Genomic DNA, 26,221 nt, shown 5'->3' with positions numbered 1-26,221 from the left:
CAGGCGACAGCTATGGCAGGGGATAAACAACTAAGCCAGTTGCGTGAGCAGATCGATGCGATCGACGACCAGATCCTCGCGCTGATCAGCGCGCGGGCGAGCTGTGCGCAGCAGGTGGCTGAAGTCAAAATGGCTGCCGGTGAAACGGTATTCTATCGCCCGGAGCGCGAAGCACAGGTGCTGCGCCACATTATGGCGAAAAACCGGGGCCCGTTGAATAACGAAGAAATGGCGCGGCTGTTCCGCGAGATCATGTCCGCCTGTCTGGCGCTGGAGCAGCCGGTCAAGGTGGCATTTCTGGGGCCGGAGGGCACCTTTACCCAGGAAGCGGCGCTGAAGCATTTTGGTCATTCCGCGGTGACGGTCCCCATGGGTGCCATCGATGAAGTGTTTCGGGAAGTAGCGGCAGGCGCCGTCAACTACGGCGTGGTGCCGGTGGAAAATTCCACCGAAGGGATGATCAATCACACCCTGGATACGTTCCTGGACTCCACCCTGAAGATCTGTGGAGAGGTGGAGTTGCGCATCCACCACCACCTGCTGGTGGGACCCAGCACCCATACCGACCACATCACTCGCATCTACTCCCACTCCCAGTCCCTGGCCCAGTGTCGCCAGTGGCTGGATGGCCACTACCCGAAAGCGGAGCGCATTGCGGTGAGCAGCAACGCCGAGGCGGCCAAACGCATCAAGGGCGAGTGGAACAGTGCCGCCATCGCCGGCGATATGGCGGCGGAGCTGTACAACTTGCAGAAACTTTCCGAGAAAATCGAGGATCGGCCGGACAATTCCACCCGCTTCCTGATTATTGGCCGGGAAGCCGTTCCGCCCAGTGGCGATGACAAAACCTCGATCATCGTGGCGGTGCGCAACGAACCCGGTGCCTTGCACAATCTGCTGGAGCCCTTTCATCGCACCGGTGTGGACCTGACCCGGGTAGAGACCCGTCCGTCGCGCACCGGCAAGTGGACCTATGTGTTTTTTATCGACTTTGAAGGGCACAAGGATGATCCCAAGGTGTCGGCAGTGCTTGCGGAGGTAAGCAGCATCGTCGCCGATCTCAGAGTACTCGGTTCTTATCCAAAAGCCGTGTTGTAACCAGAATCAAGAACAATATCTATGAGCGTGGATTTAAAAACCCTGGCATTGCCCGGTGTGCAGCATTTGCAACCCTATCAGGGCGGCAAGCCGGTGGAGGAGCTGGAGCGGGAGCTGGGCATCAGCGGCGCCATCAAGCTGGCCAGTAACGAAAATCCCCTGGGGCTGAGTTCCCTGGCCAGGGAAGCTATCGAAAAAGCCCTAAAAGATGGCGCGCGCTACCCCGATGGCAACGGTTTTTACCTGAAAAACAAGCTGGCCCGGCAGTTGGGTGTGGACGTCGGTCAGCTCACCCTCGGCAATGGCTCCAATGACGTGCTGGAACTGTTGGCGCGCGCCTATCTGGGTTCCCAGCACAATGCTGTGGTCGCCGAGCACGCCTTCATCGTCTATCAACTGGTGATTACGGCCCAGAATGCCAGGGCAGTGATTGTGCCCGCCTGCCATTGGGGGCACGACCTGGCGGCCATGGCAAATGCCGTGGACGAGCATACCCGGCTGCTGTTTATCGCCAACCCCAATAATCCCACCGGTACCTGGGTATCCCTCGATCAGATTGAGGCGCTATTGCAGCGACTGCCCCAGCATCTGCTGGTGGTGGTGGATGAAGCCTATTACGAGTACGCCGGTGGCGGGGAATACGATACCGCCCTGAAACTGATCGGCCGCTACCCGAATCTGGTGGTGACCCGGACGTTTTCCAAGGCCTACGGCCTGGCGGCACTGCGGGTGGGTTATGCGGTTTCCCACCCCGATGTGGCGGACATCCTCAACCGCCTGCGACAGCCCTTCAATATTAACAGCCTGGCACTGGCCGCCGCCCAGGCGGTGCTGGACGACAGCGAGTACCTGCAAAAGAGTATCGAGCAGAATCGCCTGGGTTATGAACAGCTCACCGCGGGATTTGAACGGCTGGGCTTGAGTTACATTCCCTCGGCGGGCAATTTTGTGGCGGTACAGATTCCCGGCGATGTGCCGGCCCTGTACCAGGCGCTACTGCACAGGGGTGTTATCGTGCGACCGATTGCACTGTACGGCATGCCCAACCACCTGCGGGTGTCGATTGGCCTGCCGGCGGAAAACCGGCGTTTCCTCGATACCCTGGCGCAGCTGCTGAATGAAGGAGCGGTGGCCTGATGACGGTGGTCATCAACCGCCTGCTGGTGGTCGGACTCGGCCTGATCGGCGGCAGTCTGGCCAAGGCGGCCCGGGAAAGGGGATTGTGCCGGGAGGTGATCGGCAGTTCCCGCAATCCCGATACCCTCGCCAAGGCACTGGCCAACGGGGTGGTGGACCGGGTGGTGACGCGGCTGGAGGATATCGCCGCCGAGCTGGGCGATGGCGACGTGGTGCTGATCGGGGTGCCGACGCTGACGGTGCCGGCCATCATTCAGCAACTGCAACCCTTGTTAGCCGAGACCGTGACGATTACCGATGTGGCCAGCGTCAAGGGCAGTGTGGTGGAGTCGGTGCGCCAGGTTTATGGCGAGGTGCCGGCGCAGTTTGTGCCGGGCCACCCCATCGCCGGTTCGGAGAAAAGCGGCGTCGAAGCGGCCAACGCCGAGCTGTTCGACGATCACCGGGTAATCCTGACGCCACTGCCGGAAACCGGCGCAGTCCACCTGCAGCGGGTGCGGGAACTGTGGCAGGGTGTCGGTGCGGTGATCAGCGAAATGCCGGTGGCGGAACACGATGAAGTGCTGGCGGCCACCAGCCACCTGCCCCATATGCTGGCTTATACCTTGGTCGATACCCTGGCCCACATGCGGGAAAATCGCGATATCTTTCGTTATGCTGCCGGCGGTTTTCGGGACTTCACCCGCATCGCCGCCAGCGACCCGGTGATGTGGCATGACATCGTCATGGCCAACAGCGATGCCCTGCTGTCCGTGCTGGACAACTTCTCCGAACACGTGAATCGCCTCAAAGAGGCGATTGAGAAAAAAGATAGCGAGTACCTGTTGGGGGTGTTTACCCGCGCCAGGGAAGCCCGCAACCATTTTGCCAAAATGCTCGAAAACAAGGCCTATCTGGAGCCCATGACACAGACTATCGATTACCGGGTGTCGCCCGGCCAAGCTGTTTCCGGTGACATCCGCGTACCCGGGGATAAATCCATTTCCCACCGCTCGATTATGCTCGGCTCCCTGGCCAATGGCGTCACCGAGGTCAGCGGTTTCCTGGAGGGCGAGGACAGTCTTGCCACCCTGCAGGCATTCCGCGACATGGGGGTGGTCATAGAGGGGCCGGTGAACGGCCGCGTGGTGATTCGCGGGGTCGGTATGCGCGGCCTGAAAGCCCCGGTGGGCCCCCTGTACCTGGGCAATTCCGGCACTTCCATGCGCCTGCTGGCGGGATTGCTGGCCGGTCAGGCAATTGCTGTGGAGCTGACCGGCGACGAATCCCTGTCAAAACGTCCCATGGAAAGGGTGGCTGGACCGCTGCGGCAGATGGGTGCGGTCATCGATACAAATGAAGGCGGCAGGCCACCATTGCGTATCAAGGGCGGCCAGACGCTGAAGGCCATTGACTACAAGTTGCCCATGGCCAGTGCCCAGGTCAAATCCTGTGTGCTGTTGGCGGGGCTCTACGCCGAGGGGGTCACCCGCACCACCGAGCCGGCACCGACTCGCGATCACACCGAGCGCATGCTGAGCGGGTTTGGTTACCCGGTGGTGCGCCACGGTGCTGTGGCGGAACTCCGGGGTGGTGGTGAATTGACCGCCACCGCGATCGACGTGCCGGCGGATATTTCTTCCGCCACCTTCTTTATGGTGGCGGCTGCCATCGCGCCCGGTTCGGATGTCACCCTGACCCACGTCGGCGTCAACCCGACCCGCATCGGGGTGATCAACATCCTGCAGATGATGGGCGCCGATCTGGAACTCAACAATTACCGCGAGGTGGGCGGTGAACCGGTGGCCGATATCCGGATTCGCTACTCGCCGCTGCACGGTATCGATATCCCCGAGGATCAGGTGCCGCTGGCCATCGATGAATTCCCGGCGCTGTTTGTGGCGGCCGCCTGTGCGGAGGGGAAAACGGTGCTGACCGGCGCCGAGGAGCTGCGGGTCAAGGAAAGTGACCGCATTCAGGCCATGGCCGATGGCCTGCGGATACTGGGTGTGGATGCCGAGCCGACCCCGGATGGCATAGTGATTCAGGGTGGCAGTATCGGTGGGGGAGAAGTTGACAGTCTCGGTGACCACCGCATTGCCATGTCCTTCGCCGTGGCCTCACTGAGGGCCTCCCAGCCCATTTTGATACGGAACTGTAACAATGTGGCGACATCATTCCCGGGCTTTGTGGCGTTGGCCAATCGCACCGGGATGAAGATAGCCGAGGAAATACGATGATAGAAAAACGAGTACCGGTGATCACCATTGACGGCCCGAGCGGTTCGGGGAAAGGCACTATCTGTCAGCTGCTGGCAGCCCGGCTGGGCTACCACTACCTGGATAGTGGCGCCCTCTATCGGTTGCTGGCGCTGGCCGCGAAACGACATGGGGTGGCACTGGACAATGTGGAGTCGCTGGCGGTGCTGGCGGGACACATGGATATTTCCTTCCGCACCCAGGACAACGGTAATGCGCCGCGGGTGATGCTGGAAGGCGAAGATGTCAGTACTCTGATTCGTACGGAAAGTGTCGGTACCGAGGCATCGCTGGTGGCGGCCTTCCCGGAAGTGCGGGCGGCGTTGTTGCAGCGGCAGCGGGCCTTTGCCGCCATGCCGGGACTGGTGGCCGATGGCCGCGATATGGGCACCGTGGTTTTCCCCGATGCCAACGCCAAAATCTTCCTCACAGCGAGTCCCGAAGAGCGGGCTGAGAGGCGCTATAACCAGTTGATTGATAAAGGGGAAAGTGTTAGCCTTGCCGCCCTCGTTGAACGGGTGCGCAAGCGCGATGAGCGGGATATGAACCGCAAGGTGTCGCCGATGATCCCCGCCCCCAATGCCCTGGTGCTGGACAGCAGTGGCATGACGATCGACGAAGTATTGCAAATGGTAGTGGAAAACGTTGTTGCCAACGGCATCAAGCTATCGCAATAAACCGGTATTCAGGGTGTTTGACCAGATACGCACTCTGTCTACCTGAAACCAACAGCCCGCATCACTGGTAGTGCGGTTTGAGAGTCTCCGGGCTCGTTTATTACAGGTATATCTCAATGAGCGAGAGTTTCGCAGAACTTTTTGAAGAAAGTTTAAAGACCGTTGAAATGAACACCGGCGCCATCGTAACCGGCGTGATCATTGATATCGACAAAGAGTGGGTAACCGTACACGCCGGGCTGAAGTCCGAAGGCGTGATTCCGAAAATTCAGTTTCTTGACGATAACGGTCAATTCGACCTGCAAATTGGTGACGAAGTCCAGGTAGCCCTGGAAGCAGTGGAAGATGGCTTTGGTGCCACCCGCCTGTCCCGTGAAAAAGCCCGTCGCGCTGAATCCTGGATTGAGCTGGAAGCTGCCCACAAGGCTGATGAAGTGGTTAAAGGTGTGATCAGCGGTAAAGTCAAAGGTGGCTTCACTGTCGATATCAACGGTCTGCGTGCCTTCCTGCCCGGTTCCCTGGTGGACGTTCGCCCGATTCGCGATACTGCGCACCTGGAAGACAAACCCCTCGAATTTAAAGTCATCAAGCTCGATCAGAAGCGCAACAACGTCGTGGTATCACGTCGCGCCGTGATGGAGCAGGTGAACACTGAAGAGCGCGATGAGCTGCTCGGCAAGCTGGAAGAAGGCGTCAGCCTGAAAGGTATCGTCAAGAACCTCACCGACTACGGCGCCTTTGTGGACCTGGGCGGTATCGACGGCCTGCTGCACATCACCGACATGTCCTGGAAGCGTATCAAGCATCCCAGTGAAATCGTCAATGTCGGCGATGAAATCGACGTCAAAGTACTCAAGTTCGACCGCGAGCGCAGCCGTGTGTCTCTGGGCATGAAGCAGATGGGCGAAGACCCCTGGGCGGATATCTCTGCCCGCTACCCGGAAGGTGCCCGCGTCAAGGCGGTGGTCACCAACCTGACCGACTACGGCTGTTTTGCCGAGCTGGAAGATGGTGTGGAAGGCCTGGTACACGTTTCCGAAATGGACTGGACCAACAAGAATATTCACCCCTCCAAAGTGGTACAGCTGGGTGATGAAATCGATGTCATGGTGCTGGATATCGACGAGGAGCGTCGCCGCATTTCCCTGGGTATCAAGCAGTGCAATGCCAACCCCTGGGATGAGTTTGCTACCAACCACAGCAAAGGTGAGAAAATCTCCGGCAACATCAAGTCCATTACCGACTTCGGTATCTTTATCGGCCTGAATGGCGGTATCGACGGACTGGTTCACCTGTCCGACATTTCCTGGAATGAGACCGGCGAAGAAGCCGTGCGCAATTTCAAGAAGGGCGATGAAGTCGAAACCGTTATCCTGTCCATCGACCCGGAAAGAGAGCGTATCTCCCTGGGTATGAAGCAACTGTCCGACGATCCGTTCTCCAGCTACGTGGCTGAGAATGACAAGGGCAGCATTGTGATCGGTACAGTGAAAGAAGTGGACGCGAAAGGTGCGGTCCTCACACTGAGCGGCGAAGTGGAAGGACAGCTGAAAGCGTCTGAAATCTCCCGTGACAAAGTGGAAGATGCCCGCAACGTGCTGAACGTTGGCGACGAGGTCGAGGCCAAAATCGTCAATGTTGACCGCAAGACCCGCGTCATCAGCCTTTCCGTGAAAGCCAAAGATGTGGCCGAAGAAAAAGCGGCCATCAAGGAACACCGCAAGTCAGAGGCCGACAATATCGCGCCGACCACGATCGGTGATCTGATCAAGGCACAGATGGACACCAAAGAGAAGTAATGATTAGATAGGGGTAATGGCAACATTACCCCTTTCTACTTTAAACTCAGATAGTTATGACAAAATCAGAATTAATCGACCACATCGTCGGCCAGCAGGACCAACTTCCCCCCAAGGATGTGGAGCTGGCTGTGAAAATGATTCTCGAAAGGATGACTCAATCACTGGTCAATAACGACCGGATTGAAATCCGCGGTTTTGGCAGTTTCTGCTTGCACTACCGTGCACCCAGAGTCGGGCGCAACCCGAAAACTGGCGATTCCGTCAAACTGACCGGCAAGTATGTGCCGTATTTTAAACCGGGCAAGGAACTGCGCGAGCGGGTCAATGAGAGTCTGGATGGCTGATTGCTGCGGTTAAGGTGGCAATAAGCGCGGCTCATCCGCGATAGTTTGGTTACAATAAACGGCAAGGCATTGGACTTGCCGTTTTTTTGTGGGGATATTATGGCATTGCTGAAAAGGCTCTGGTTGCTGCTGCTGGCTGTACTGGCCGTCTTGTTGGGACTGGCTGTGGTACTGGCCAATCCGGAACCATTGACGATGGAGCTGTTCGGCTATCCGCTGGGGCCGATGCCCTCGGGGCTGTGGCTGCTGCTGGGGGTTTCGCTGGGCTGCCTGCTGGGCTTGCTGGCCAGTCTACCGGCCCTGCTGCGCCTGAAACGAAAGGCCTATCTACTCAACAAACAGTTGGCCAAACAGCGGTTATCCCAGTCCCGCGAACAGCAAAAAGGGGCCTAACCCGGCGCCCTATGTTCGAACCTCTCTATGTCGTGCCGGTTTTACTGTTAATGGCGCTGTCCTGGACCGCCGGGCGGGCCAAAGGGTTCGGCAAGACAGCGGAGTCCGATTCATCCCGGCAACTGGCCAGGCATTACTTTCAGGGCATCAATTTTCTCCTCAATGAACAACCGGATCAGGCGATTGATACCTTCATTCGCTCGGTGGAGGTCACGCCAGCCACCCTTGAGACTCACCTGTCCCTCGGCAACCTGATGCGTCAGCGCGGTGAAATGGAGCGCGCTATCCGGGTCCACCAGAATCTGTTGTCGAGACCCAATCTCAGTATCCCGCAAATCCGTCAGGCGCACCTTGAATTGGGTCGTGATTTTTTAAAAGCGGGCTTGTTTGATCGCGCCGAGCGCCTGTTCCTGGAACTGGTAGAAGAGGACAGCGGTGAATTACGGCAAGCCTCACTGCTCCATCTGGTACACATCTACCGGGATGAGCAGGAATGGGACAAGGCCATTCGCGCTGCGGAAATGATGGAAAAAAAAGGCTTTGCACGCGGGCGAAACGGGTTGGTGGAGCAGTCCCATTTCTGCTGCGAACTGGCGCTGCAGGCCGTGGCCAGGGGTGATTTCCTGCAGGCCAGGCGCCAACTCAAAGCGGCGCTAAAGTTCAATGGTCATTCCGCCAGGGCCAATATGCTGTGGGGCGATCTGGAGTTGCGGCTGGGCAATTATGCCGAGGCCATAAGGCGCTACAGCTTGATTCCGCCGCAGCAACCGGAATACCTGTGCGAGATTTTGTCGCCGTTGCGGCAGTGTTTTCAGGCCCGGGGTGACCAGGTCGGTCTGTTGCAGCAGTTGCGCGCCTGGCTGGACAGCTATCCCGCAGCCAGTCTGCTCACAATGGTGGCCGAAGAGACGGCCCGCCAGCAGGGTGTCGGCCAGGCTATTGCCTTCCTGACCGGCTACCTGCAAGAGCAGCCCTCCCTCAAGGGACTGAATACACTGCTGCAGTTACACCTGAAACAGGGTGCCGCTGACCTGCACGAACCGCTGCAGCTGTTGCGGCAAGTGCTGGAAACCTTACAGGCCAGGCGACCGGTCTACCGCTGCAGCCAGTGCGGTTTTAAGGGGGGACAGCTGCACTGGTTGTGCCCCCAATGCAAGTGCTGGGAAACTGTCCGGCCGGTTAAGGGTGTGGATGGCGAGTAGTTGAATTGTCCGCCGTTGAACCAATAGAACGAGAAGAAAGATGAAAAATAACGATAGCAAAGTGATTGTGGCGCTGGATTACCACAATGCCGCCGCCGCACAATCCTTCGTCGAGGCCGTGTCGCCGCAGTTGTGCAAGCTGAAAGTGGGCAAGGAATTATTTACCCAGTGCGGGCCGCAGTTTGTCGGCGATTTGGTGGCGCGCGGCTTTGATGTGTTTCTGGACCTCAAATATCACGATATTCCCAACACCGTGGCGAAGGCCGTGAAGGTGGCCGCGGAGATGGGGGTGTGGATGGCCGATGTGCACGCCTCCGGTGGCCGGCGCATGATGGAAGGCGCCCGTGAAGCACTGGCGCAATGCAACAGCGATATGTTGTTGATCGCCGTGACGGTGTTGACCAGTTTTTCCCAGGAGGACCTGGCGGAAGTCGGCATTCACTGCAGTCCGGAGGAACAGGTACATCGCCTCGCGGCCCTGGCCCAGTCATCCGGTATGGATGGGGTGGTCTGCTCCGCCATGGAAGCATCGGGGTTGCGCAAAGCACTGGGCGCAGACTTTGCCCTGGTGACCCCGGGCATTCGCCCGGCCGAGGCGGCGGGTGACGACCAGCGGCGGGTGGTCACGCCCCGTCAGGCCGTTGCCAACGGCAGCAGTTACCTGGTGATCGGCAGGCCCATCACCCAGTCCCCCGATCCGGTGGCAACACTGGTTGCGATCAATCAGGAAATTTTGCAAGATTAGCCGCAGCGGCACATGGGGTGCCGCGTCAATACGAAATGGAGTGCTTCGGCACAAGGAGTTTGCTATGCAATCGCTAAAATCTGTTACCAAAATCCTGCTGTTATCCCTCGTGGTACTGCTGCCGGCCTGGCAGACGGTTTATGCCGCAGAGTCGGAAGTGCCTGCCGCGGCCATGGAAGCTGCAGCTGTCAATATCAACACCGCGTCAGCCGAGGAACTCTCGGCGCAGTTGAGCGGTATTGGTGAAAAGCGGGCACTGGCGATAGTCGCCTATCGGGAAGCCAACGGAGCATTCTCCACAGTGGAGCAGCTGCTGGAGGTGAAGGGTGTTGGTGAGAAAGTACTGGAACAAAACCGTGCCAAACTGGTGCTGGAGTAGTCCTGCCAGTTCAAATTGTGGCCAGCCTGTGGGCTGGCCTTTTTTTGACCGATTTTCTACAGTGCTGCGAAGTCATCGGTGAGTACACAGTCATAGCGCCGCCGGTCGTAGTCCCGCAGGGGTTCTACATCCGCCTCGGCGATGACGCCCTGTCGCAGCGCCTCCCCGAGGGCATTGTCCATATCCCCGACACCCAATTCGCCCTTGCCGCGCGCCCGGCTGAATGCCTGCCAGGCGGGATCGACCCTGAGCAGTGCCTGGAAGGTGGACTCCACCCGACCGCTGGCCTCCTCGGGATTGTTGCTCTGGTAGACGTACTGCTTCAGCGCCTCGCGCACGGGGTTGGGTTCCATGATCAACTTGCCCAGCAGGCGGATCTGATCATCGTCCGGCGCCCGGTAGCGGCGGCCCAGGGGCAGGCACAACAGTCGCAATGCCAGTCCCAGCCAGCGCTGCGGGAAGTTGTCGCAGAAGGCCAGCAGGGCCTGTTGGGCATTGTTGAGCGCACGCTGCAGGGCGTAGCGGGCGTGGGCATCACCGGCATCGGAGTACTGCTGGGCATCGCGATATTTGAGAATACTGCAGGCGATCAGCAGCTCGCTATGGATGTCCCCCAACCGGGCCGAGATCATTTCCCGGCGCTTGAGTCCGCCACCCAGGGCGCCCAGCGCAACGTCGGCACAGGTGGCCAGCGCCGCACTCAGATGATTGATCTTTTCATACCAGGACTTGCTGAAGGCGTCGGCGTCCTCTGGAGTCAAACTGCCCCGACCACCGCTCAGTCCGTAGACCAGTGTTCTGGCGATATTGCTTGAGCTGTGGCCGAGGTGGGCCAGCAACAGCGGTTCAAAGTCGGCGAGGCCGGTCCGTTCATCATCCTGCTGCAGGGCCTGCATCTCATCGAACAGGTAGGGGTGGCAGCGCATGGAACCCTGGCCGAAGATCATCAGCGAGCGGGTGAGGATATTGGCTCCTTCCACGGTGATGGCCACCGGCATGCTGTGATACATAGTGGCCAGGAAATTGCGCGGTCCCAGCTGGATGGCGCGTCCGCCCACCACGTCCATGGCGTGGTTGACCATCTGGCGCATGCGCTCGGTGGCGTGGTATTTGGCCATGGCAGTGAGCACCGAGGGCGCGCCGCCTTGCAGTCCACGGGTCACCAGTTGCCGCATGGCCTCGAGGGTGTAGGCCCCGGCAGCGATTTCGGCTGTGGCTTCCTGGACGCCCTCAAACTTGCCGATCTCCATGTTGAACTGGCGGCGGATGCGGGCAAAGGCGCCCACGGTCAGGTAGCACATTTCGCTGCCGGCGGTGGCCAGGGAGGGCAGGGAGACGCCGCGCCCGGCGCCCAGGCATTCGATCAGCATGCGCCAACCCCTGCCGGCCATGGCGGCACCGCCAATGATCCAGTCCACCGGAATAAATACCTCTTCACCCTGAATCGGTCCATTCATAAAGGGGGCGCCGGGATTGTGGCGGCGGCCAATTTCGATGCCGGGGTGGTCGGCCGGCAGCAGCGCGCAGGTGATGCCGTAATCGACGGTCTCGGGATCACCCAGCAGGCCGTCGGGGTCGCGCAGTTTGAAGGCGAGACCGATCACCGTGGCCACCGGGGCCAGGGTGATCCAACGCTTGCTGAAGGTCAGTTTCAGGCCGAGAACATCTTCGCCGTTGAACTGTCCCTTGCAGACCACGCCGATATCCGGAATCGAACCCGCATCGGAACCGGCCTCCGGGCCGGTCAGGCCGAAACAGGGCAGCTCGGTGCCGTTGGCCAGGCCGGGCAGCCAGCGCTGCTTTTGTGCCTCGGTACCGTACTTGACCAGCAGCTCACCGGGTCCCAGGGAGTTGGGCACCATGGCGGTGACCGCCGTGGTCGGCGATTTGCTGGCGATCTTGCCCATGATGCGGCTTTGGGCGTAGGGGCTGAAATCCAGGCCGCCGAATTCCTCGGGAATAATCAGCCCGAAGAAGCCATTCTGGCGCAGGAAATCCCAGGCTTCCGGGGGCAAATCCTGGCGCTGCTCGATGTCCCACTCGTCCACCAGATGGCAGAGTTGCTCCACCTCGTTGTCGAGAAACTGCTGTTCCCGGTCACTGAGTTGCGGCAGATCGATACCGGCGAACATGGCCCAGTCCGGCTGGCCACTGAACAATTCCTTTTCCCACCAGGTGGTGCCGGCCTCAAGGGCTTCTCGCTCGGTTTTGCTCATGCTGGGCATGGCGCGGCGCAACAGCTGGAAGGCGGGTTTGACCAGGGTCCGGTGGCGCCAGCCGGGCAGGTTGAGTATCGCTGTGAGCACCAGGGTGGGGAATAGCAGTAGCCACATGGCGCCGCTGTAAAAGGTCAGCACGATGGTGCCGAGCACCAGTATCAGTGAACCCAGTTGCAGTGGTGGGCGGTAGTACAGTAATGCAACCAGCAAAGCGACATAGAGTAACAGCGATAGCAACATGGTTATTTCACCTTCAATGGCTGGGGCAAGGCGGACCTTGCAAAGGCTCTCTACGCAACCTTAGACGATTCGGGTGGGGACGCCCAGTCCGGGCGCCGCGAATTTGCGTAAGTGTGACCTGTCAGCCCAGGCAGGCGATTACTTGCAATGCTGGTAGTTGGAGCCGATACAGCGAGCCGCTCTCGCCTGGCCTTTGACAATTTCCTGCAACGACATGTGCTTTTTTAATACCGGGATATTTTTTGCCGCAATCTGATCGCCGTTGTGCTTGGCGGCGGACAGCCAGATGTAGGCATTGATATTGTCCTGCGCGGTGCCGGCCCCGTTGGCGTACAGGATGCCGAGTTCACGCTGTGCCTGGACGTTGCCCTGTTGCGCCTCCAGCAGGGTTTCGTCAAAAGTCGTGTCGGCGAAACAAGATGTCGCGAGCAGCGAAAAGAGGGCCATTGATCGGGCAAGGGATTTGAGCTTCATGTTGGGGCCTATGACTCTGGTTGTTATTTTTCGTTTGCCTGCAAACCAGCCTTGGCTGGTTTGCAATCTCGTCGCCAGGCGAACTGGCGGGCGGGAAATGGGGTCGGGACGTCAGTTTAGAGGCATAAAAAAAGGGCTGCAATAATGCAGCCCTTTTTCGTGTTTGGCTCCGCCTGCTGGGCTCGAACCAGCGACCCAATGATTAACAGTCATTTGCTCTACCAACTGAGCTAAGGCGGAACAGTCTCGTTGAGAGGCGCGTATCTTATAGATCGATTTTGGGGGAGTCAACCCTCTCCGAAGCCCTAATTCAGGTGCTTTTCTGGCGTATAATAGGCGGGTTTGACCACTGATTCGGAGTCCCTAAAACGTGTCGTCCCGCTCGTTCAAAGTTCACAGCCCTTATCAGCCAGCTGGCGACCAGCCACAGGCTATAGAACGCCTGGTGGCCGGATTGGAAGCGGGGCTTGCGGCGCAAACCCTGCTCGGGGTGACCGGTTCAGGTAAAACGTTCACCATCGCCAATGTCATCAGTCGGGTGCAGCGCCCGACCATTGTGCTGGCCCACAACAAGACGCTGGCGGCGCAGCTCTACGGTGAATTCCGGGACTTTTTCCCCGACAACGCCGTGGAATATTTTGTCTCCTACTACGACTATTACCAGCCGGAGGCCTACGTTCCCTCGTCCGACACCTATATCGAGAAAGACGCTGCCATCAACCAGCACATCGAGCAGATGCGCCTGTCGGCCACCAAGGCCCTGATGGAGCGCAAGGACGTGATAGTGGTGGCGACGGTGTCGGCCATCTACGGCCTGGGTGATCCCGAGTCTTACCTGAAAATGGTGCTGCACCTGGTGCGGGGGGACCGGGTGGACCAGCGCGACATCCTGCGGCGACTGGCGGAGTTGCAGTACACCCGCAACGATTCCGTCTTCCAGCGCGCCACTTACCGGGTGCGCGGCGATGTGATCGATATCTATCCCGCCGACTCGGATAACGAGGCTGTCCGCATCGAGCTGTTTGACGATGAGGTCGAAAACATTTCACTGTTTGATCCGCTTACCGGCGAGATGTTTGGCCGGGTTCCGCGCATCACCGTTTATCCCAAGTCTCACTATGTCACGCCCAGGCACACCATCCTGGAGGCGATGGAACAGATCAAGGAAGAGCTGGCCGAGCGGCTGGAGCAACTGCGTTCCGTCAACAAACTGGTAGAAGAGCAGCGGCTGCGCGAACGCACCCGTTACGACCTGGAAATGATGCAGGAGCTGGGCTATTGCACCGGCATCGAAAATTACTCGCGCTATCTGTCCGGCCGCCAGCCGGGAGAAGCGCCGCCCACCCTGTACGATTACCTGCCAGCGGATGCCCTGATGGTGATTGATGAGTCCCACGTGACTATTCCCCAGTTGGGAGGTATGTACCGGGGTGACCGCTCACGCAAGGAAACACTGGTGGAGTATGGCTTCCGGCTGCCCTCTGCCCTGGACAATCGGCCCATGCGTTTTGACGAGTGGGAGCGGTTGGCGCCGCAGGCCATTTTTGTGTCGGCCACACCGGCTAAGTACGAGGCGGAAAAAGCCGGCCAGGTGGTCGAGCAGGTGGTGCGCCCCACCGGCCTGGTGGACCCGTTGATAGAGGTGCGTCCGGCCAGCTCCCAAGTGGACGATGTGCTGTCGGAAATCAACCTCTGTGTCGCCAGCAATGAGCGGGTGCTGATTACCGTGCTCACCAAGCGCATGGCGGAGGATCTGACCGAGTACCTGGACGAGCACGGGGTGCGGGTGCGCTACCTGCACTCCGATATCGAAACCGTCGAACGGGTGGAGATCATCCGCGACCTGCGTCTCGGCGAGTTCGATGTACTGGTGGGCATCAACCTGTTGCGGGAGGGCCTCGATATGCCGGAAGTGGCCCTGGTGACGGTGTTTGATGCGGACAAGGAAGGGTTCCTGCGCTCGGAGCAATCGCTGATCCAGACCATCGGCAGAGCCGCGCGCAATGTGCACGGCAGAGCGATTCTTTATGCGGACCGGGTCACCGGTTCCATGCAGCGAGCCATGGATGAAACCGAGCGGCGCCGTGAAAAACAGCTGGCTTACAACCTCGAGCACCAGGTGGTGCCCAAGGGCATTCTGAAATCGGTCGCCGATATCATGGAAGGGGCCAGAAGCATTCCCGGCAAGGGCGGTCGCAAGGTGGCGGAGCGCTCCGGCAAGTACAAGGCGGAGGCCGGTTCCGGCGTAGCGGGAGGGGATCTCTGGCACCAGATTGCCGCCTTGGAGGAGCAGATGTTCCAGTGCGCCAAAAATCTCGAGTTCGAAGAGGCCGCCCGGTTGAGGGATCGGGTGCACCAGTTGAAAAAACTGGTGGATGGTGTGCCCTGAGGTTCGGTCGTTCAGTCTCCGGCGCTTCCCCGCCCTTGTGAGTCCCCGCCTGTTTCCTATACTGGAAAAGTGACTGTAGTGGCTATCACTGGCGCTGGTGAGCGAGGAGCGAACGGCCATGGTTTCCCGAACCACGACAACCATCTGTCCTTTTTGCGGCGTGGGTTGTGGCCTGAATCTGCGCACCGAGGGCGACCGGCTGATTGCCGTTGAGCCCCAGCTCGATCACCCGGTAAGTCGCGGCCAGCTTTGTTCCAAGGGCTGGAGCAGTGCCTACGGCATTGACCTGCGCGAGCGTATTCTCCACCCCCTGATTCGTACACCGGGAGGCTTTCGCCAGGCTAGCTGGGACGAGGCCCTGGCCACCATCGGCGATGGCTTGCAGCAGATCCTGGATGAAGCCGGGCCAATGGCGGTGGGAATCATCAGCAGTGCCCGCGCCACCAATGAAGACAATTACGCTGCCCAGAAACTGGCCCGGGCGGTATTGAAAACCAATAACGTCGACCACTGCGCCCGCATTTGCCACAGCCCCACCGTGGCCGGGTTGAAGCAGACCCTGGGCTCCGGCGCGATGACCAACAGCGCCGCCGATATTTTTGAGACGGAATTGATCCTGGTGTTTGGTGCCGACCCCACCGAAAACCACGCCATCCTCGGCGGTCACATCATTCGCGCCCATCTGGCGGGCACCAGGCTGATCGTGGTGGACCCCCGCCGCACCCGCCTGGCGAAACTGGCGGATATGCATCTGCAACTGAAGCCGGGCAGCAACATCGCGCTGATCAATGCGCTGCTCAAAACCATCCTCGACAACCATTGGCAGGACAGCGAATTTATCGAAGCCCGCTGCGAAGGGCTGGCGCCGTTGGCGGCCGCGGTGGCCGATGCCTATGAGGGGGTGGAGAGCGCCACCGGCATCGATCTGGAAACCATCCGCGAAACGGCCCGCGCCTACAGCAAGGCGTCCCGGGCGATGATGTTCTACGGCATGGGCATCACCCAATATGTGAGCGGCACCAACAATGTCATCGCCCTGTCCAACCTGGCGCTGGTCTGCGGCCAGATCGGCCGCCCCGGCACCGGCATCAACCCGCTGCGCGGCCAAAACAATGTACAGGGCGCCTGTGACATGGGTTGCCTGCCCAACGTCTACCCCGGCTACCAGCCCGTTGCGGACCCGGCGGTGAGGGAGAAATTCAGTCGCGCCTGGAAAACGGCGCTGCCGGAGCAACCGGGATTGACGTCCCTGGGGATGTCAAAGGCCGCTCTGGACGGAATTTTTCGTGCCCTGATCCTGTTTGGCGAGGACCCGGTGATTACCGATCCGGACCAGAATCAGGAGCGCCTCGCCCTGTCCAGACTCGACCTGCTGGTGGTAGCAGAATTGACCATGACCGATACCGCCAGGATGGCGGATGTGGTGTTGCCGGCGGCTTCGTTTGCCGAAAAAAGCGGCACCTTCACCAACTGCGAGCGGCGTGTGCAGCACGTGCGCCAGGCACTGCCGCCCCCCGGCGAAGCCCGCGGCGACTGGCAGTGGTTGGCGGCGATTGCCCGCCAGCTCGGCAGTGATCAACTGGACTGGGCCGACAGCGAGGCGGTGTTTCGCGAGATGGCGGCGTTGACCCCCAGCTACAGCGCCATGAGCTACCCCCGCCTCGATGAACACAGCGGCTTGCAGTGGCCCTGTTCCGCGGAGACCCCGGAGGGCACCCCAGTATTGCACCGCAACAGCTTTCCCATTGGGCGGGCGCGCTTGATACCGGTGCATGCCACTGCCATCGATGAGCCGGCCGACGCGGAGTACCCGCTGCTGCTGACCACCAACCGCCTCCACTTTCACTACGGCTGTGGTTCTATGACCCGCAAATCACCACTGCTGGAGCGGGAAATTCCGCCGGGTTTGTTGTTCATCAATCCCGCTGACGCCCGGGGTCTGGGCATTGCCCATCGCGCGCCGGTGGGGGTCCGCTCCCGTCGCGGCTACCTGGAGACCTGCGCCATGCTCAGCGAGGACCTGCCGCCGGGGTTGGTCTCCATGCCCTACCATTTCCGGGAGGCGCCCTCCAACCAGTTGACCAATAACGCCCAGGACCCGGTGACCAAGATGCCGGAACTGAAAGCCTGTGCCGTTGCCGTGGAGCCGCTTCCGCCGGGGCAGGTGCCTCGCACCATGGACCAGCTCAATGCCGAGCGGGGAGGTATCGGGATATGATGCCCTGCTATCACCTCGACAGCGTTGCGCGACTTCGCAGTCATCTGGGTCGCGCTTACCAGATCGTTCAACCCCTGGAGGATGTGGGTGAATCTGCGCCACCACTGGTGTCGCCGAAAGGCTATTTTTTTGCCGAGCAGGAAAACCTGTTCGTGTTTGATGGCGAGTGCTTTCGGGAAACGCTGCCGCAGCCGCCCCCCTTTGTATTATTCGGGGTGCAGAGTTGTGATCTTACCGCCATTGTCTATCAGGACCAGTTTTTTGCCCGCGACCCCTACTATCAGGCCCGTCGCCAGCAGGCGCTGCTGGTGGGCATTGACTGTGTCACGCCCTGCGAACACGGCTTTTGTGCCAGTGTCGATGCCGGTCCCGGAGTCAAAGCCGGGTGCGCCGATCTGATTCTGCACGCCAGAGCGGAGGGTGGCTGGTTGTTGCTGGTTGGCAGTGACAAGGGCGGGGAAGCCATCCACGGACTGGAACTGGCGCAGGCGGATGCCGCCGAGTTGCGCGCTCGCGACGGGCGGATTGACGACTGTATAGCCGCCTTCCCGGACGACAGCCACTTGCACCGGGGGATTGCCGCCATCAATCGGGACCGCGTACCCGACCAGCAGTGGCAACAACTGGGCATTCAGTGTCTCGGTTGTTCCGGCTGCACCACCCTTTGCCCCACCTGTTCCTGCTATGGCAGCCGTGATCTGCCCGGGGAGCAGGGCGATATCCGGCGGCAGCGCTTCTGGGATTCCTGCCTGTATGAAAGTTTTCAACGGGAAGCCAGCCAGCACAACCCCAGTGGGGAAGCCGGTGAGCGGGTAAGACGTTTCTGGACCCACAAGTTTGGCGACGACTTTGTCAAAACCTTTGGCCGCTACGGTTGTGTCGGCTGCGGCCGCTGTGAACAGACCTGCCCCGGCGTGATCGGGGTGCACTCGGTGATGAGAAGGATTGCGGACTATGCCCCGGACGATGATGTCTGAACCTGCGGAACTGCTCAGTCTCACCCCCACCGTGGCCGAGCTGCTGGATTTCGTCGACGATGGTGAGGCGACCCGTCGCTATCGCTTTCGCCTGCGCGACCCGAATGCCATGGCCGGGCCGGAGCCGGGTCAGTTTTTCATGCTCAGTGTTCCGGGGGCCGGCGAAGCGCCCTTTACCTATACAACGGTGCCCGACCGCGAGGGTATTTTTTGTGGTTTGGTGCGCCGCGTGGGGGCGGTGACCAGCGCACTGTTTGACTGTCGAGCGGGTGACCTGGTCGGCGTGCGCGGCCCGTTCGGTCGAGGCTGGCCGGTGACGCAGCTGGCAGGTCAGCGGGTGTTAATCGTCGCCGGTGGCTGTGGCCTGGCGCCACTGGTGTGCCTGCTCGATCAGCTGATTGCGCAGCGGCAGTACCGGGAACTGGCGCTGGTGTACGGGGCGCGCCAGCGCTCCCTGCAAATGCTGGATGAGAGCCGCCGGCGCTGGGCGCAACAGATCCCGCTGTTTGATACCCTGGATATGGCCACAGAGGCTGAGCTTGGTGGTGCTCTGTTGGGCACGCCACTGGAATTGATGGATAAAATTCTGCCCAGATTGGGTTGGTTGCCCGACAGGGTATTGCTCTGCGGTCCGGAACTGATGATGAACACCCTGGCCTGTTTTTTTGTGGAGCAGGGACATTCACCCCAGTCGATCTGGCTGTCAATTGAAAGGCGCATGCACTGTGCTGTGGGGCTCTGTGGCCACTGTTACCTGACCCAACATGACCTCTCTCATCACTACGTCTGCCGGGATGGCCCCACCTACCGCTGGGATACCCTGCAGCCAGTCCATGTGGCCCTCTCTGAATAGGGCGACCCAACTTTTGTCAGTTTTAGGCCGTTTTGGCCAAGGCCTGTTCCGCCGCCGCGATCGCCCCGAGGGTGCTCACCACGCTGTCGGGGTTCAGGGAGATGGAGTCGATGCCAGCCTGTACCAGGAAGGCCGCGAAATCCGGATGGTCGGAAGGCGCCTGGCCACAGATGCCCACCTTGCGCCCATAGCGGTGGGCGACCTCGATGACCTGGCTGATCATGCGCGTGACGGCTTCGTTGCGGGCATCGAACAGGTAGGCCAGTTCCGCCGAATCGCGATCGACCCCCAGTACCAGCTGGGTGAGATCATTGCTGCCGATGGAGAAGCCGTCGAAACGCTCTGAGAACCGGTCCGCCAGCACCACATTGGCGGGGATTTCACACATCACATACACTTCCAGGCCATTTTTGCCCCGCTCCAGGCCATTCTCCGCCATCACCTCCAGCACCCGGTCGGCCTCGGTAGGGGTGCGACAAAAGGGAATCATGACAATGACATTGTCGAATCCCAGCTGTTCGCGCACCCGCTTGATCGCCTGGCACTCCAGTCCAAACCCCTTGCGGTAGCGCTCGCTGTAATAGCGGGCCGCACCGCGCAGCCCCAGCATCGGGTTGCTTTCCGGCGATTCGAATGGGCCTCCGCCCAGCAGCTTGCTGTATTCATTGGTCTTGAAATCGGAGAAACGCACAATGACCGGTTTGGGATACTGGGATGCCGCCAGTTTGGCGACGCCCAGGGCGAGTCGGTCGATGAAATAGCGGGCGGGATCGGGGTGGCCCCTGGCCAGTTCGGCGATGGCCAGACGAGTCTCCTCATCCGTATGTTCCGGTTGCAGCAATGCCAGCGGGTGGACCCCGATCAGGCTGGAAACAATAAACTCGATACGCGCCAGGCCGATGCCGCCGACGGGCAATTGCCACCACTGCAGCGCGCTGTCGGGAATGGCGATATTGATATTCACCTGGGTGCGCGGCTGCGGCAGCCTGGAGAGGTCGATGGCCGTCTGCTCGAAGGGCAGGTTGCCTGCATAGATCTTGGCCGTGGCGCCCTCGGCGCAGGATAGCGTGACCGCTTCCCCTTCCGGTAATGATTCTGTTGCTCCGACGGCCCCCACTGCGGCGGGAATCTTGAGTTCACGACAGACGATGGCGGCGTGGCTGGTGGGGCCTCCCGTATCGGTGATGACAGCGGCTGCCCTGCGCATCAGCGGCACCCAGTCCGGGTCGGTGTGCTCCGCCACCAGAATGCTGCCCTCCGGAAAGTCGGCCTGCTCTTCGGGGTTGCGGATGATCCTGACCGGGCCGCTGGCGATGGCACTGCCGACGCTGCTGCCCTCGAGCAACAATTTACCGCGGTCTTTCAGTCGGTAGCGGCTGAGCAACTGTCGGGATTTTTGCGAGGCGACGGTCTCCGGTCGCGCCTGCACGATATAGAGATCGCCACTGATGCCATCCCTCGCCCATTCAATGTCCATCGCGCAACCGTAGTGCTGCTCGATACGCCGTGCCCAGCGCGCCAGTTGCAGGGTGTCGCTGTCGCTGAGGACGAAACGGCCGTGCTGCGCCGGCGTGGTGTCCACCCAGGCGACACCACCCTCCGTGCCGCGTTGGTAAGCGAGTCTTTCCTTCTGGCTGCCAAGGGTTTTATCGAAGATCGGGGTCAGCCGTGGCTGCGCGAGCAGGGGTTTATAAATCATGTAGCGGTCGGCGATGACCCGGCCCTGAACCACTGCTTCGCCAAGCCCCCAGGCGGCGTTGATCACCACCGCGTCGGGGAAGCCGGACTCCGGGTCCAGGGTAAACATCACGCCGGCGGCGCCTTCGCTGGCGTCCACCATCTCCTGGATGCCAACCGACAGCGCCACTTGCAGATGATCGAATCCCTGCGCTTCCCGGTAACTGATGGCGCGGTCGGTGAACAGGGAGGCATAGCATTGCCGGCAGGCCGTGAGCAGGTCATCAATGCCGCGGATATTGAGGAAACTGGCTTGCTGTCCCGCGAAACTGGCTTCGGGCAGGTCTTCAGCGGTGGCGGAACTGCGCACAGCCACGGCCGCGTTCGTTTGGCGCAGTCGAGCGCAGAGCTGGTCATAGGCCGATGCCAGCGCAGTGACCAGGGTTTCCGGAAGTGGGGCGTGCAGCAGGGCATCGCGGATAGAGTGGCCGGCCTCTGCCAGTGTGATTCGTCCGGCGGCCAATTCATCCAGCCGCTGTTGAATAGACGGTTGCAAGTCATTGGCGGTTATAAATTCCCGGTAGGCATCGGCGGTGAGGGCAAAACCGGGTGGCACAGGGATACCCTCGCTCCCCAAGCGCTGAATCATTTCGCCCAGGGAGGCATTTTTGCCGCCTACCCGTGATACATCGGTGTTGTCTACGTCCTCAAGCCCCATCACCAGAGGCGGTTCAGATTTCAGTTGGCGCATCGGTGCCACCCCATCAGCGGTGTTCAAATGAGTATAGATTGCCGAAGGAGTGAACGCCGCCGACTTGCTTGCCGGTCCTCCCTTCGGCGCTCTCAGATGGCGCTCACCGAGGCGCTCTTCTAGACTTTTTAATTAAAGGGAAACCGCCGGAGTAGGGGATGTTGTTTCGCGATCGAGTCGATGCGGGTAAACGCCTGGCCAAAGCGCTGGCCGCGAAATATCAGGGAATTGATGGTGTGGTCTACGCCCTGCCCAGGGGCGGCGTGCCCCTCGGCGTGATCGTGGCGGGCGCCCTCCATCTGCCACTCGATTTAATTATTTCCCGAAAAATCGGCCATCCATACAACCCCGAATATGCTATCTGCGCCGTGACTGAACAGGGTGAGGTGCTCTGCGATGAGCAAGAGCTGGCATTGGTGGATAAAGACTGGTTCGAGCGCAGGGTCAGGGAGGAGGTGGACGAGGCAAAACGGCGTCGGCAATGCTATCTCTCCGGCTGTGAGCACCTTTCCGTCGAGGGCAAACTGGCTATTCTGGTGGATGATGGCATCGCCACCGGACTGACCATGCGCGCGGCGATCCGTGACCTCAAGTCCCGCCGCCCCGGTCGCACCGTGGTGGCCATTCCGGTGATCCCGGCGGACACGGCCGCGGTGTTGCAAACAGAAGTGGATGATGTGGTGGCCATTCTGGTTGAACCGTTTTATCGCGGTTCGGTGGGCAGCTACTATCGGGACTTTCCGCAACTCGGCGATGAGGAAGTGAGTGCCTTATTGGGCGAACAGCGCCATCGTGACGATCATGATTGAACCTCATGCCCTGGCGGGAGGGCGGCGCCGCCATCGTCTGGCGCAGCGCATGCTGGCTGAGACGGTCAACCTCGGTAATGGGTTGCTCAAACTCGGCCGTTTTCTCAATCATCGCATCGATACGGTATTGATGACCGAAATAGGCCGGGAGTTTGCCAGCTGCCTTGCAGAGGCAAGCATTGAGGATGTTTCCCTGGTGGTTACGGCGGAAACCAGCGGTATCGCCCCGGCGCTGACCACCGCCCAGGCCCTGGGGGTGCCCATGGTGTTCGCCCGGAAAAAACGGCCGGCGACCATGACCGGAGCCTATTTTACGGCCACCGCACCGAGCCACACCAAGGGACAGAGGGTGGAACTCAGTATTGCTGCAGAGTACCTGGCAGCAACGGACAATGTGTTGTTGATTGATGATGTTCTCGGTACCGGAAAAACCACCCGGGCGATGCTGGAGCTGTTGCGGCAGAGCGGTTGTCGGGTTTGCGCCACGGGTTTTGTGCTCGAGAAGGTCTACGAGCATGGCCGCGATGCCTTCAATGGCCTGGATATCCCGGTTTTTACCCTGGGCCGCCTGGATATGCTGCGGGAGCAATTGGTGTTGCTAGGGGAAGTCGAGGGCGGTGGCCAGGAAGTAGGACCGGTATCGGCAGGGCGGGGCAGAAAGGATCGGGGACCATAAAAAACCCGTCCGGAGGACGGGGTTTTGTTAACAGGCCCTAGGTTACTTGGCAGTACAGGTGCCGGCGAAGCGCATTTGCTGGCCGGTGTGCCCGGCATCCTTACTGAATCCCGACTGGCCAATGCCGGTGGACCACTCAAAGGCGCCGCTGCCAAAACGGTAGGAGAAGATCATACCTTCATTTTTGGCCAACACGGCGAAATTATTATGGGTTTGCACATTCAGGTTATAGGTTTGTGTCTTGCCGCCGCTGGTATTCTGAATCGCCAGATTTTCACCGTTGACAGAGAAATCAAGTGTTTCACCCTTGGCATCAACAGACATTCCGGCGCCCGATCTGTAAATACTACCGATGGTACAGGTAAAGCTATCCCCGTCGGCGGCATAAACATTACACGCCAGCAGCAGGGTGGCGACTAGCCCGAGAAGTGAATACGTTTTCATGATAGGGGAGCCCTTCTGTAGTTCTGATGTCCAGTTCTTTACAAGTCTAGATTAACTTACAGACCCTGCCGGTAGCTGATAGTTGCAAAAGATGTGATTTACCGGGTTGTTATCTGCTGTTGTCGGCTGGCTACATTTTGTTTCTATAGAAAGCGCAGACTTCATAGTTGCCATCCATAGCAATTTTGTCGATGACATTGGTGCCTTCCGTTTCCGCCGTTAATCTACAGGTCTTTTTCACGGTAATGCGGGTAAATGCGGTTTCCTCTCCACCACGGGTGATGACGACGGGTTCGGAGTGCTCCCAGATATAGGTTTCCCGAGAACCTGCGCTGGTCTGATTATCCGGCGTGCCGACCCTCTTGATAAGGGCACTCAGTGGCTGTCCCTGCAGGTGCCCGGCGGCTGTGTTTTCGGAGGGCGTGGCGCATCCGGCCAGCAGCAGGTTAAGCAGGATGGAAGAAACAAAAAGCAGCCGTAACATAATATTAAAACCTTAACTTTTTAGCAGGGGGTGTGAGTTTACCCCCGAGTGGAGTCCGAGTGCACGCGGGTGTGAGCTGATTGTATTGGCGGACGGATTTCCGGGATAAAAAAAGCCCACTTTTTAGGGTGGGCTTTTCCGGTTTGGTAGGCACGAGTGGATTCGAACCACCGACCCCCACCATGTCAAGGTGGTGCTCTAACCAACTGAGCTACGTGCCTGCAAAAGGGTGCTCTGCAAGGAGGCGCGTAATTTACCAGCCGGCCCCTCCGCTGACAAGCCTCAATTGCGGCTTTTCGTCGGGGATAACAGCTTGATTCTCAATGCTAAGCCGGTAGAATGGCCGGCTTACTCTTGGCGCTGCCCTGCAGCATGAACCATGTGGCCTTTGGTAGGGGTCACCACTGGAATAGGATTGCACTATGCCTGTAATTACCCTTCCTGACGGCAGTCAGCGCAGTTACCCGAACCCTGTCACCATCCACGATGTCGCCGCCGATATCGGCCCCGGTCTGGCCAATGCCGCCCTGGCGGGCAAGATCGGTGGGCAGGTGCTCGACACCTCTTATCTGATCGAAGACGATGCCGAGCTGTCCATCATCACCGACAAGTCCGATGAGGGGCTCGAAATCATTCGCCACTCCACCGCCCACCTGCTGGCCCAGGCGGTGAAGCAGTTGTTTCCGGAAGCCCAGGTGACCATCGGCCCGGTGATCGATAACGGCTTTTATTACGACTTCGCCTACCAGCGGCCGTTTACCCCGGAAGACCTGGAGGCCATTGAGGCGAAGATGACCGAACTGGCCGAGGCGGACAACACCCTGGTGCGCCGGGTGCTGTCCCGGGACGACGCGGTGGCCTATTTCCGCGGTTTGGGTGAAGACTACAAGGCCGAGATTATCGAGAGCATTCCCGCCAATGAAGATCTGTCGCTCTACCGGCAGGGGGAATTCGAGGATCTGTGTCGCGGCCCCCATGTGCCGTCCACGGGGAAATTGAAGTATTTCAAGCTGATGAAGGTGGCCGGTGCCTATTGGCGCGGTGATTCCAGCAATGAAATGTTGCAGCGGGTCTACGGCACCGCCTGGGCCAGCAAGAAGGAACTGAAGGCGTATCTGCATCGCCTGGAAGAAGCGGAGAAGCGCGATCACCGCAAGCTGGCCAAGAAGTTTGACCTGTTCCATATTCAGGAAGAGGCGCCGGGCATGGTGTTCTGGCACCCCAAGGGCTGGACCGTCTACACCCAGATCGAAAGCTACATGCGCGACGTACAGCGCCACAACGGTTACCGGGAAATCAAGACCCCCCAGGTGGTCGACCGCACCCTGTGGGAGCGCTCCGGCCACTGGGACAAGTTCCGCGACAACATGTTTACCGTGGAATCCGAGTCCCGGGACTACGCCGTCAAGCCGATGAACTGTCCCTGTCATATCCAGGTGTTCAACCAGGGGCTGAAGAGCTACCGGGATTTGCCCCTGCGGCTGGCGGAATTCGGCGCCTGCCACCGCAATGAGGCCTCCGGCACCCTGCAGGGGTTGATGCGGGTACGCGGTTTTGTGCAGGACGACGCCCATATTTTCTGTGCCGAGTCGCAGATCCAGACCGAGGTGTCGAACTTTACCGACCTACTGTTTGAGGTGTATCGGGATTTCGGCTTTGAAAATGTCATTATTCGCCTCTCCACCCGCCCCGAACAGCGGGTCGGCAGTGACGAGGTGTGGGATAAAGCAGAGAAGGCGCTGGCCGATGCGCTGGCGGCGAAAGGGCTGGATTACGAACTGCTGCCCGGTGAGGGCGCGTTTTACGGACCCAAGATCGAATTTTCCCTGAAGGATTGCCTGGAGCGGGTGTGGCAGTGCGGCACTATTCAGGTGGATTTCTCCATGCCGGGCCGTCTTGACGCCCAGTATGTGGCGGAAGATGGCTCCCGCCAGGTGCCGGTAATGTTGCACCGCGCCATCCTCGGTTCCTTTGAGCGTTTCATCGGCATTCTGAT

22 protein-coding genes and 2 tRNA genes are annotated in these 26,221 nt (G+C 59.8%); 17 read left to right on the top strand and 7 right to left on the bottom strand.

All coding sequences use genetic code 11. The features are described 5' to 3' along the window. The first annotated feature begins 12 nt into the window (after window positions 1-12). From pheA to ABY948_RS02055, 10 genes are all read left to right on the top strand, one after another. Window positions 13-1,098, top strand: a complete 1,086-nt coding sequence (pheA, locus tag ABY948_RS02100; RefSeq protein WP_461480852.1) for a prephenate dehydratase — start codon at window positions 13-15, stop codon at window positions 1,096-1,098. Between the two features lie 21 nt (window positions 1,099-1,119). Further along, a complete protein-coding gene (gene hisC, locus ABY948_RS02095; protein ID WP_461480851.1) occupies window positions 1,120-2,235 on the top strand; it encodes a histidinol-phosphate transaminase in 1,116 nt (371 codons plus the stop codon). Beyond that, window positions 2,235-4,454, top strand: a complete 2,220-nt coding sequence (locus ABY948_RS02090; RefSeq protein WP_461480850.1) for a bifunctional prephenate dehydrogenase/3-phosphoshikimate 1-carboxyvinyltransferase — start codon at window positions 2,235-2,237, stop codon at window positions 4,452-4,454. The genes hisC and ABY948_RS02090 overlap by 1 nt, the downstream gene beginning before the upstream one ends. Next, window positions 4,451-5,149: a (d)CMP kinase gene (gene cmk / locus ABY948_RS02085; protein ID WP_461480849.1), complete on the top strand. Its 699-nt coding sequence runs from the start codon at window positions 4,451-4,453 to the stop codon at window positions 5,147-5,149. The genes ABY948_RS02090 and cmk overlap by 4 nt, the downstream gene beginning before the upstream one ends. A 116-nt stretch (window positions 5,150-5,265) precedes the next feature. After that, window positions 5,266-6,948, top strand: coding sequence for a 30S ribosomal protein S1 (gene rpsA / locus ABY948_RS02080; protein WP_461480848.1), 1,683 nt, complete (start codon window positions 5,266-5,268; stop codon window positions 6,946-6,948). 56 nt (window positions 6,949-7,004) lie between these two features. Then, on the top strand, window positions 7,005-7,295 hold the full coding sequence (gene ihfB / locus ABY948_RS02075) for an integration host factor subunit beta (RefSeq protein WP_461480847.1): 291 nt from the start codon (window positions 7,005-7,007) through the stop codon (window positions 7,293-7,295). Window positions 7,296-7,394: 99 nt separating this feature from the next. Continuing rightward, window positions 7,395-7,688, top strand: coding sequence for a LapA family protein (locus tag ABY948_RS02070; protein WP_461480846.1), 294 nt, complete (start codon window positions 7,395-7,397; stop codon window positions 7,686-7,688). A gap of 11 nt (window positions 7,689-7,699) precedes the next feature. Next, window positions 7,700-8,890: a lipopolysaccharide assembly protein LapB gene (gene lapB / locus ABY948_RS02065; protein ID WP_461480845.1), complete on the top strand. Its 1,191-nt coding sequence runs from the start codon at window positions 7,700-7,702 to the stop codon at window positions 8,888-8,890. Window positions 8,891-8,930: 40 nt separating this feature from the next. Then, complete coding sequence (pyrF, locus tag ABY948_RS02060) at window positions 8,931-9,635, top strand: orotidine-5'-phosphate decarboxylase (protein WP_461480844.1); 705 nt, start codon at window positions 8,931-8,933, stop codon at window positions 9,633-9,635. A gap of 64 nt (window positions 9,636-9,699) precedes the next feature. Further along, complete coding sequence (locus ABY948_RS02055; RefSeq protein ID WP_461480843.1) at window positions 9,700-10,014, top strand: ComEA family DNA-binding protein; 315 nt, start codon at window positions 9,700-9,702, stop codon at window positions 10,012-10,014. A gap of 56 nt (window positions 10,015-10,070) precedes the next feature. Here the strand turns inward: ABY948_RS02055 and ABY948_RS02050 are convergent, their stop codons facing one another. The 3 genes from ABY948_RS02050 to ABY948_RS02040 form a co-directional block, all read right to left on the bottom strand. Beyond that, a complete protein-coding gene (locus tag ABY948_RS02050; RefSeq protein ID WP_461480842.1) occupies window positions 10,071-12,473 on the bottom strand; it encodes an acyl-CoA dehydrogenase in 2,403 nt (800 codons plus the stop codon). 138 nt (window positions 12,474-12,611) lie between these two features. Beyond that, window positions 12,612-12,947, bottom strand: a complete 336-nt coding sequence (locus ABY948_RS02045) for a hypothetical protein (RefSeq protein ID WP_461480841.1) — start codon at window positions 12,945-12,947, stop codon at window positions 12,612-12,614. A 164-nt stretch (window positions 12,948-13,111) separates the two neighbouring features. Further along, window positions 13,112-13,187, bottom strand: a tRNA-Asn gene (locus tag ABY948_RS02040). Window positions 13,188-13,317: 130 nt separating this feature from the next. Here ABY948_RS02040 and uvrB point away from each other — a divergent pair. The 4 genes from uvrB to ABY948_RS02020 all read left to right on the top strand — a co-directional run bounded on the left by uvrB (window position 13,318) and on the right by ABY948_RS02020 (window position 19,384). Beyond that, window positions 13,318-15,336, top strand: coding sequence for an excinuclease ABC subunit UvrB (uvrB, locus tag ABY948_RS02035; RefSeq protein ID WP_461480840.1), 2,019 nt, complete (start codon window positions 13,318-13,320; stop codon window positions 15,334-15,336). A 118-nt stretch (window positions 15,337-15,454) separates the two neighbouring features. Next, a complete protein-coding gene (fdhF, locus tag ABY948_RS02030) occupies window positions 15,455-17,554 on the top strand; it encodes a formate dehydrogenase subunit alpha (RefSeq protein ID WP_461480839.1) in 2,100 nt (699 codons plus the stop codon). After that, window positions 17,551-18,531 (top strand): 4Fe-4S dicluster domain-containing protein, encoded by a 981-nt coding sequence (locus ABY948_RS02025; protein WP_461480838.1) that lies wholly within the window; start codon window positions 17,551-17,553, stop codon window positions 18,529-18,531. Before fdhF ends, ABY948_RS02025 begins: the two co-directional genes overlap by 4 nt. Further along, window positions 18,521-19,384 (top strand): FAD/NAD(P)-binding protein, encoded by an 864-nt coding sequence (locus ABY948_RS02020; protein ID WP_461480837.1) that lies wholly within the window; start codon window positions 18,521-18,523, stop codon window positions 19,382-19,384. The genes ABY948_RS02025 and ABY948_RS02020 overlap by 11 nt, the downstream gene beginning before the upstream one ends. A 22-nt stretch (window positions 19,385-19,406) precedes the next feature. Here ABY948_RS02020 and ppsA read toward each other — a convergent pair whose 3' ends face one another. Beyond that, window positions 19,407-21,812 carry a phosphoenolpyruvate synthase gene (gene ppsA / locus ABY948_RS02015; RefSeq protein WP_461480836.1) on the bottom strand — a complete coding sequence of 802 codons (2,406 nt, stop codon included), beginning with the start codon at window positions 21,810-21,812 and terminating at the stop codon, window positions 19,407-19,409. 158 nt (window positions 21,813-21,970) lie between these two features. Here ppsA and ABY948_RS02010 point away from each other — a divergent pair, with 158 nt between their 5' ends. Together ABY948_RS02010 and xpt are read left to right on the top strand one after the other, a co-directional pair. Next, window positions 21,971-22,621, top strand: a complete 651-nt coding sequence (locus tag ABY948_RS02010) for a phosphoribosyltransferase (protein ID WP_461480835.1) — start codon at window positions 21,971-21,973, stop codon at window positions 22,619-22,621. After that, entirely contained in the window at window positions 22,614-23,297 is a 684-nt protein-coding gene (xpt, locus tag ABY948_RS02005; protein ID WP_461480834.1) for a xanthine phosphoribosyltransferase, read from the top strand. The genes ABY948_RS02010 and xpt overlap by 8 nt, the downstream gene beginning before the upstream one ends. Window positions 23,298-23,339: 42 nt before the next feature. Here the strand turns inward: xpt and ABY948_RS02000 are convergent, their stop codons facing one another. The 3 genes from ABY948_RS02000 to ABY948_RS01990 form a co-directional block, all read right to left on the bottom strand. Then, window positions 23,340-23,741 carry a hypothetical protein gene (locus ABY948_RS02000; RefSeq protein ID WP_461480833.1) on the bottom strand — a complete coding sequence of 134 codons (402 nt, stop codon included), beginning with the start codon at window positions 23,739-23,741 and terminating at the stop codon, window positions 23,340-23,342. Between the two features lie 130 nt (window positions 23,742-23,871). Next, window positions 23,872-24,225 (bottom strand): hypothetical protein, encoded by a 354-nt coding sequence (locus ABY948_RS01995; RefSeq protein ID WP_461480832.1) that lies wholly within the window; start codon window positions 24,223-24,225, stop codon window positions 23,872-23,874. A 144-nt stretch (window positions 24,226-24,369) separates the two neighbouring features. Beyond that, window positions 24,370-24,446 (bottom strand) — tRNA-Val (locus ABY948_RS01990). A 201-nt stretch (window positions 24,447-24,647) separates the two neighbouring features. Here ABY948_RS01990 and thrS point away from each other — a divergent pair. Then, window positions 24,648-26,221, top strand: a 1,574-nt coding sequence (gene thrS / locus ABY948_RS01985; RefSeq protein WP_461480831.1) for a threonine--tRNA ligase, incomplete at its 3' end; no start/stop codon positions are given.

The organism is Porticoccus sp. (assembly GCF_041592135.1).
GTDB lineage: Bacteria > Pseudomonadota > Gammaproteobacteria > Pseudomonadales > Porticoccaceae > Porticoccus.
Note: the sequence above shows the minus strand (reverse complement) of the source record. Positions and strands in the feature narration are given on the sequence as shown.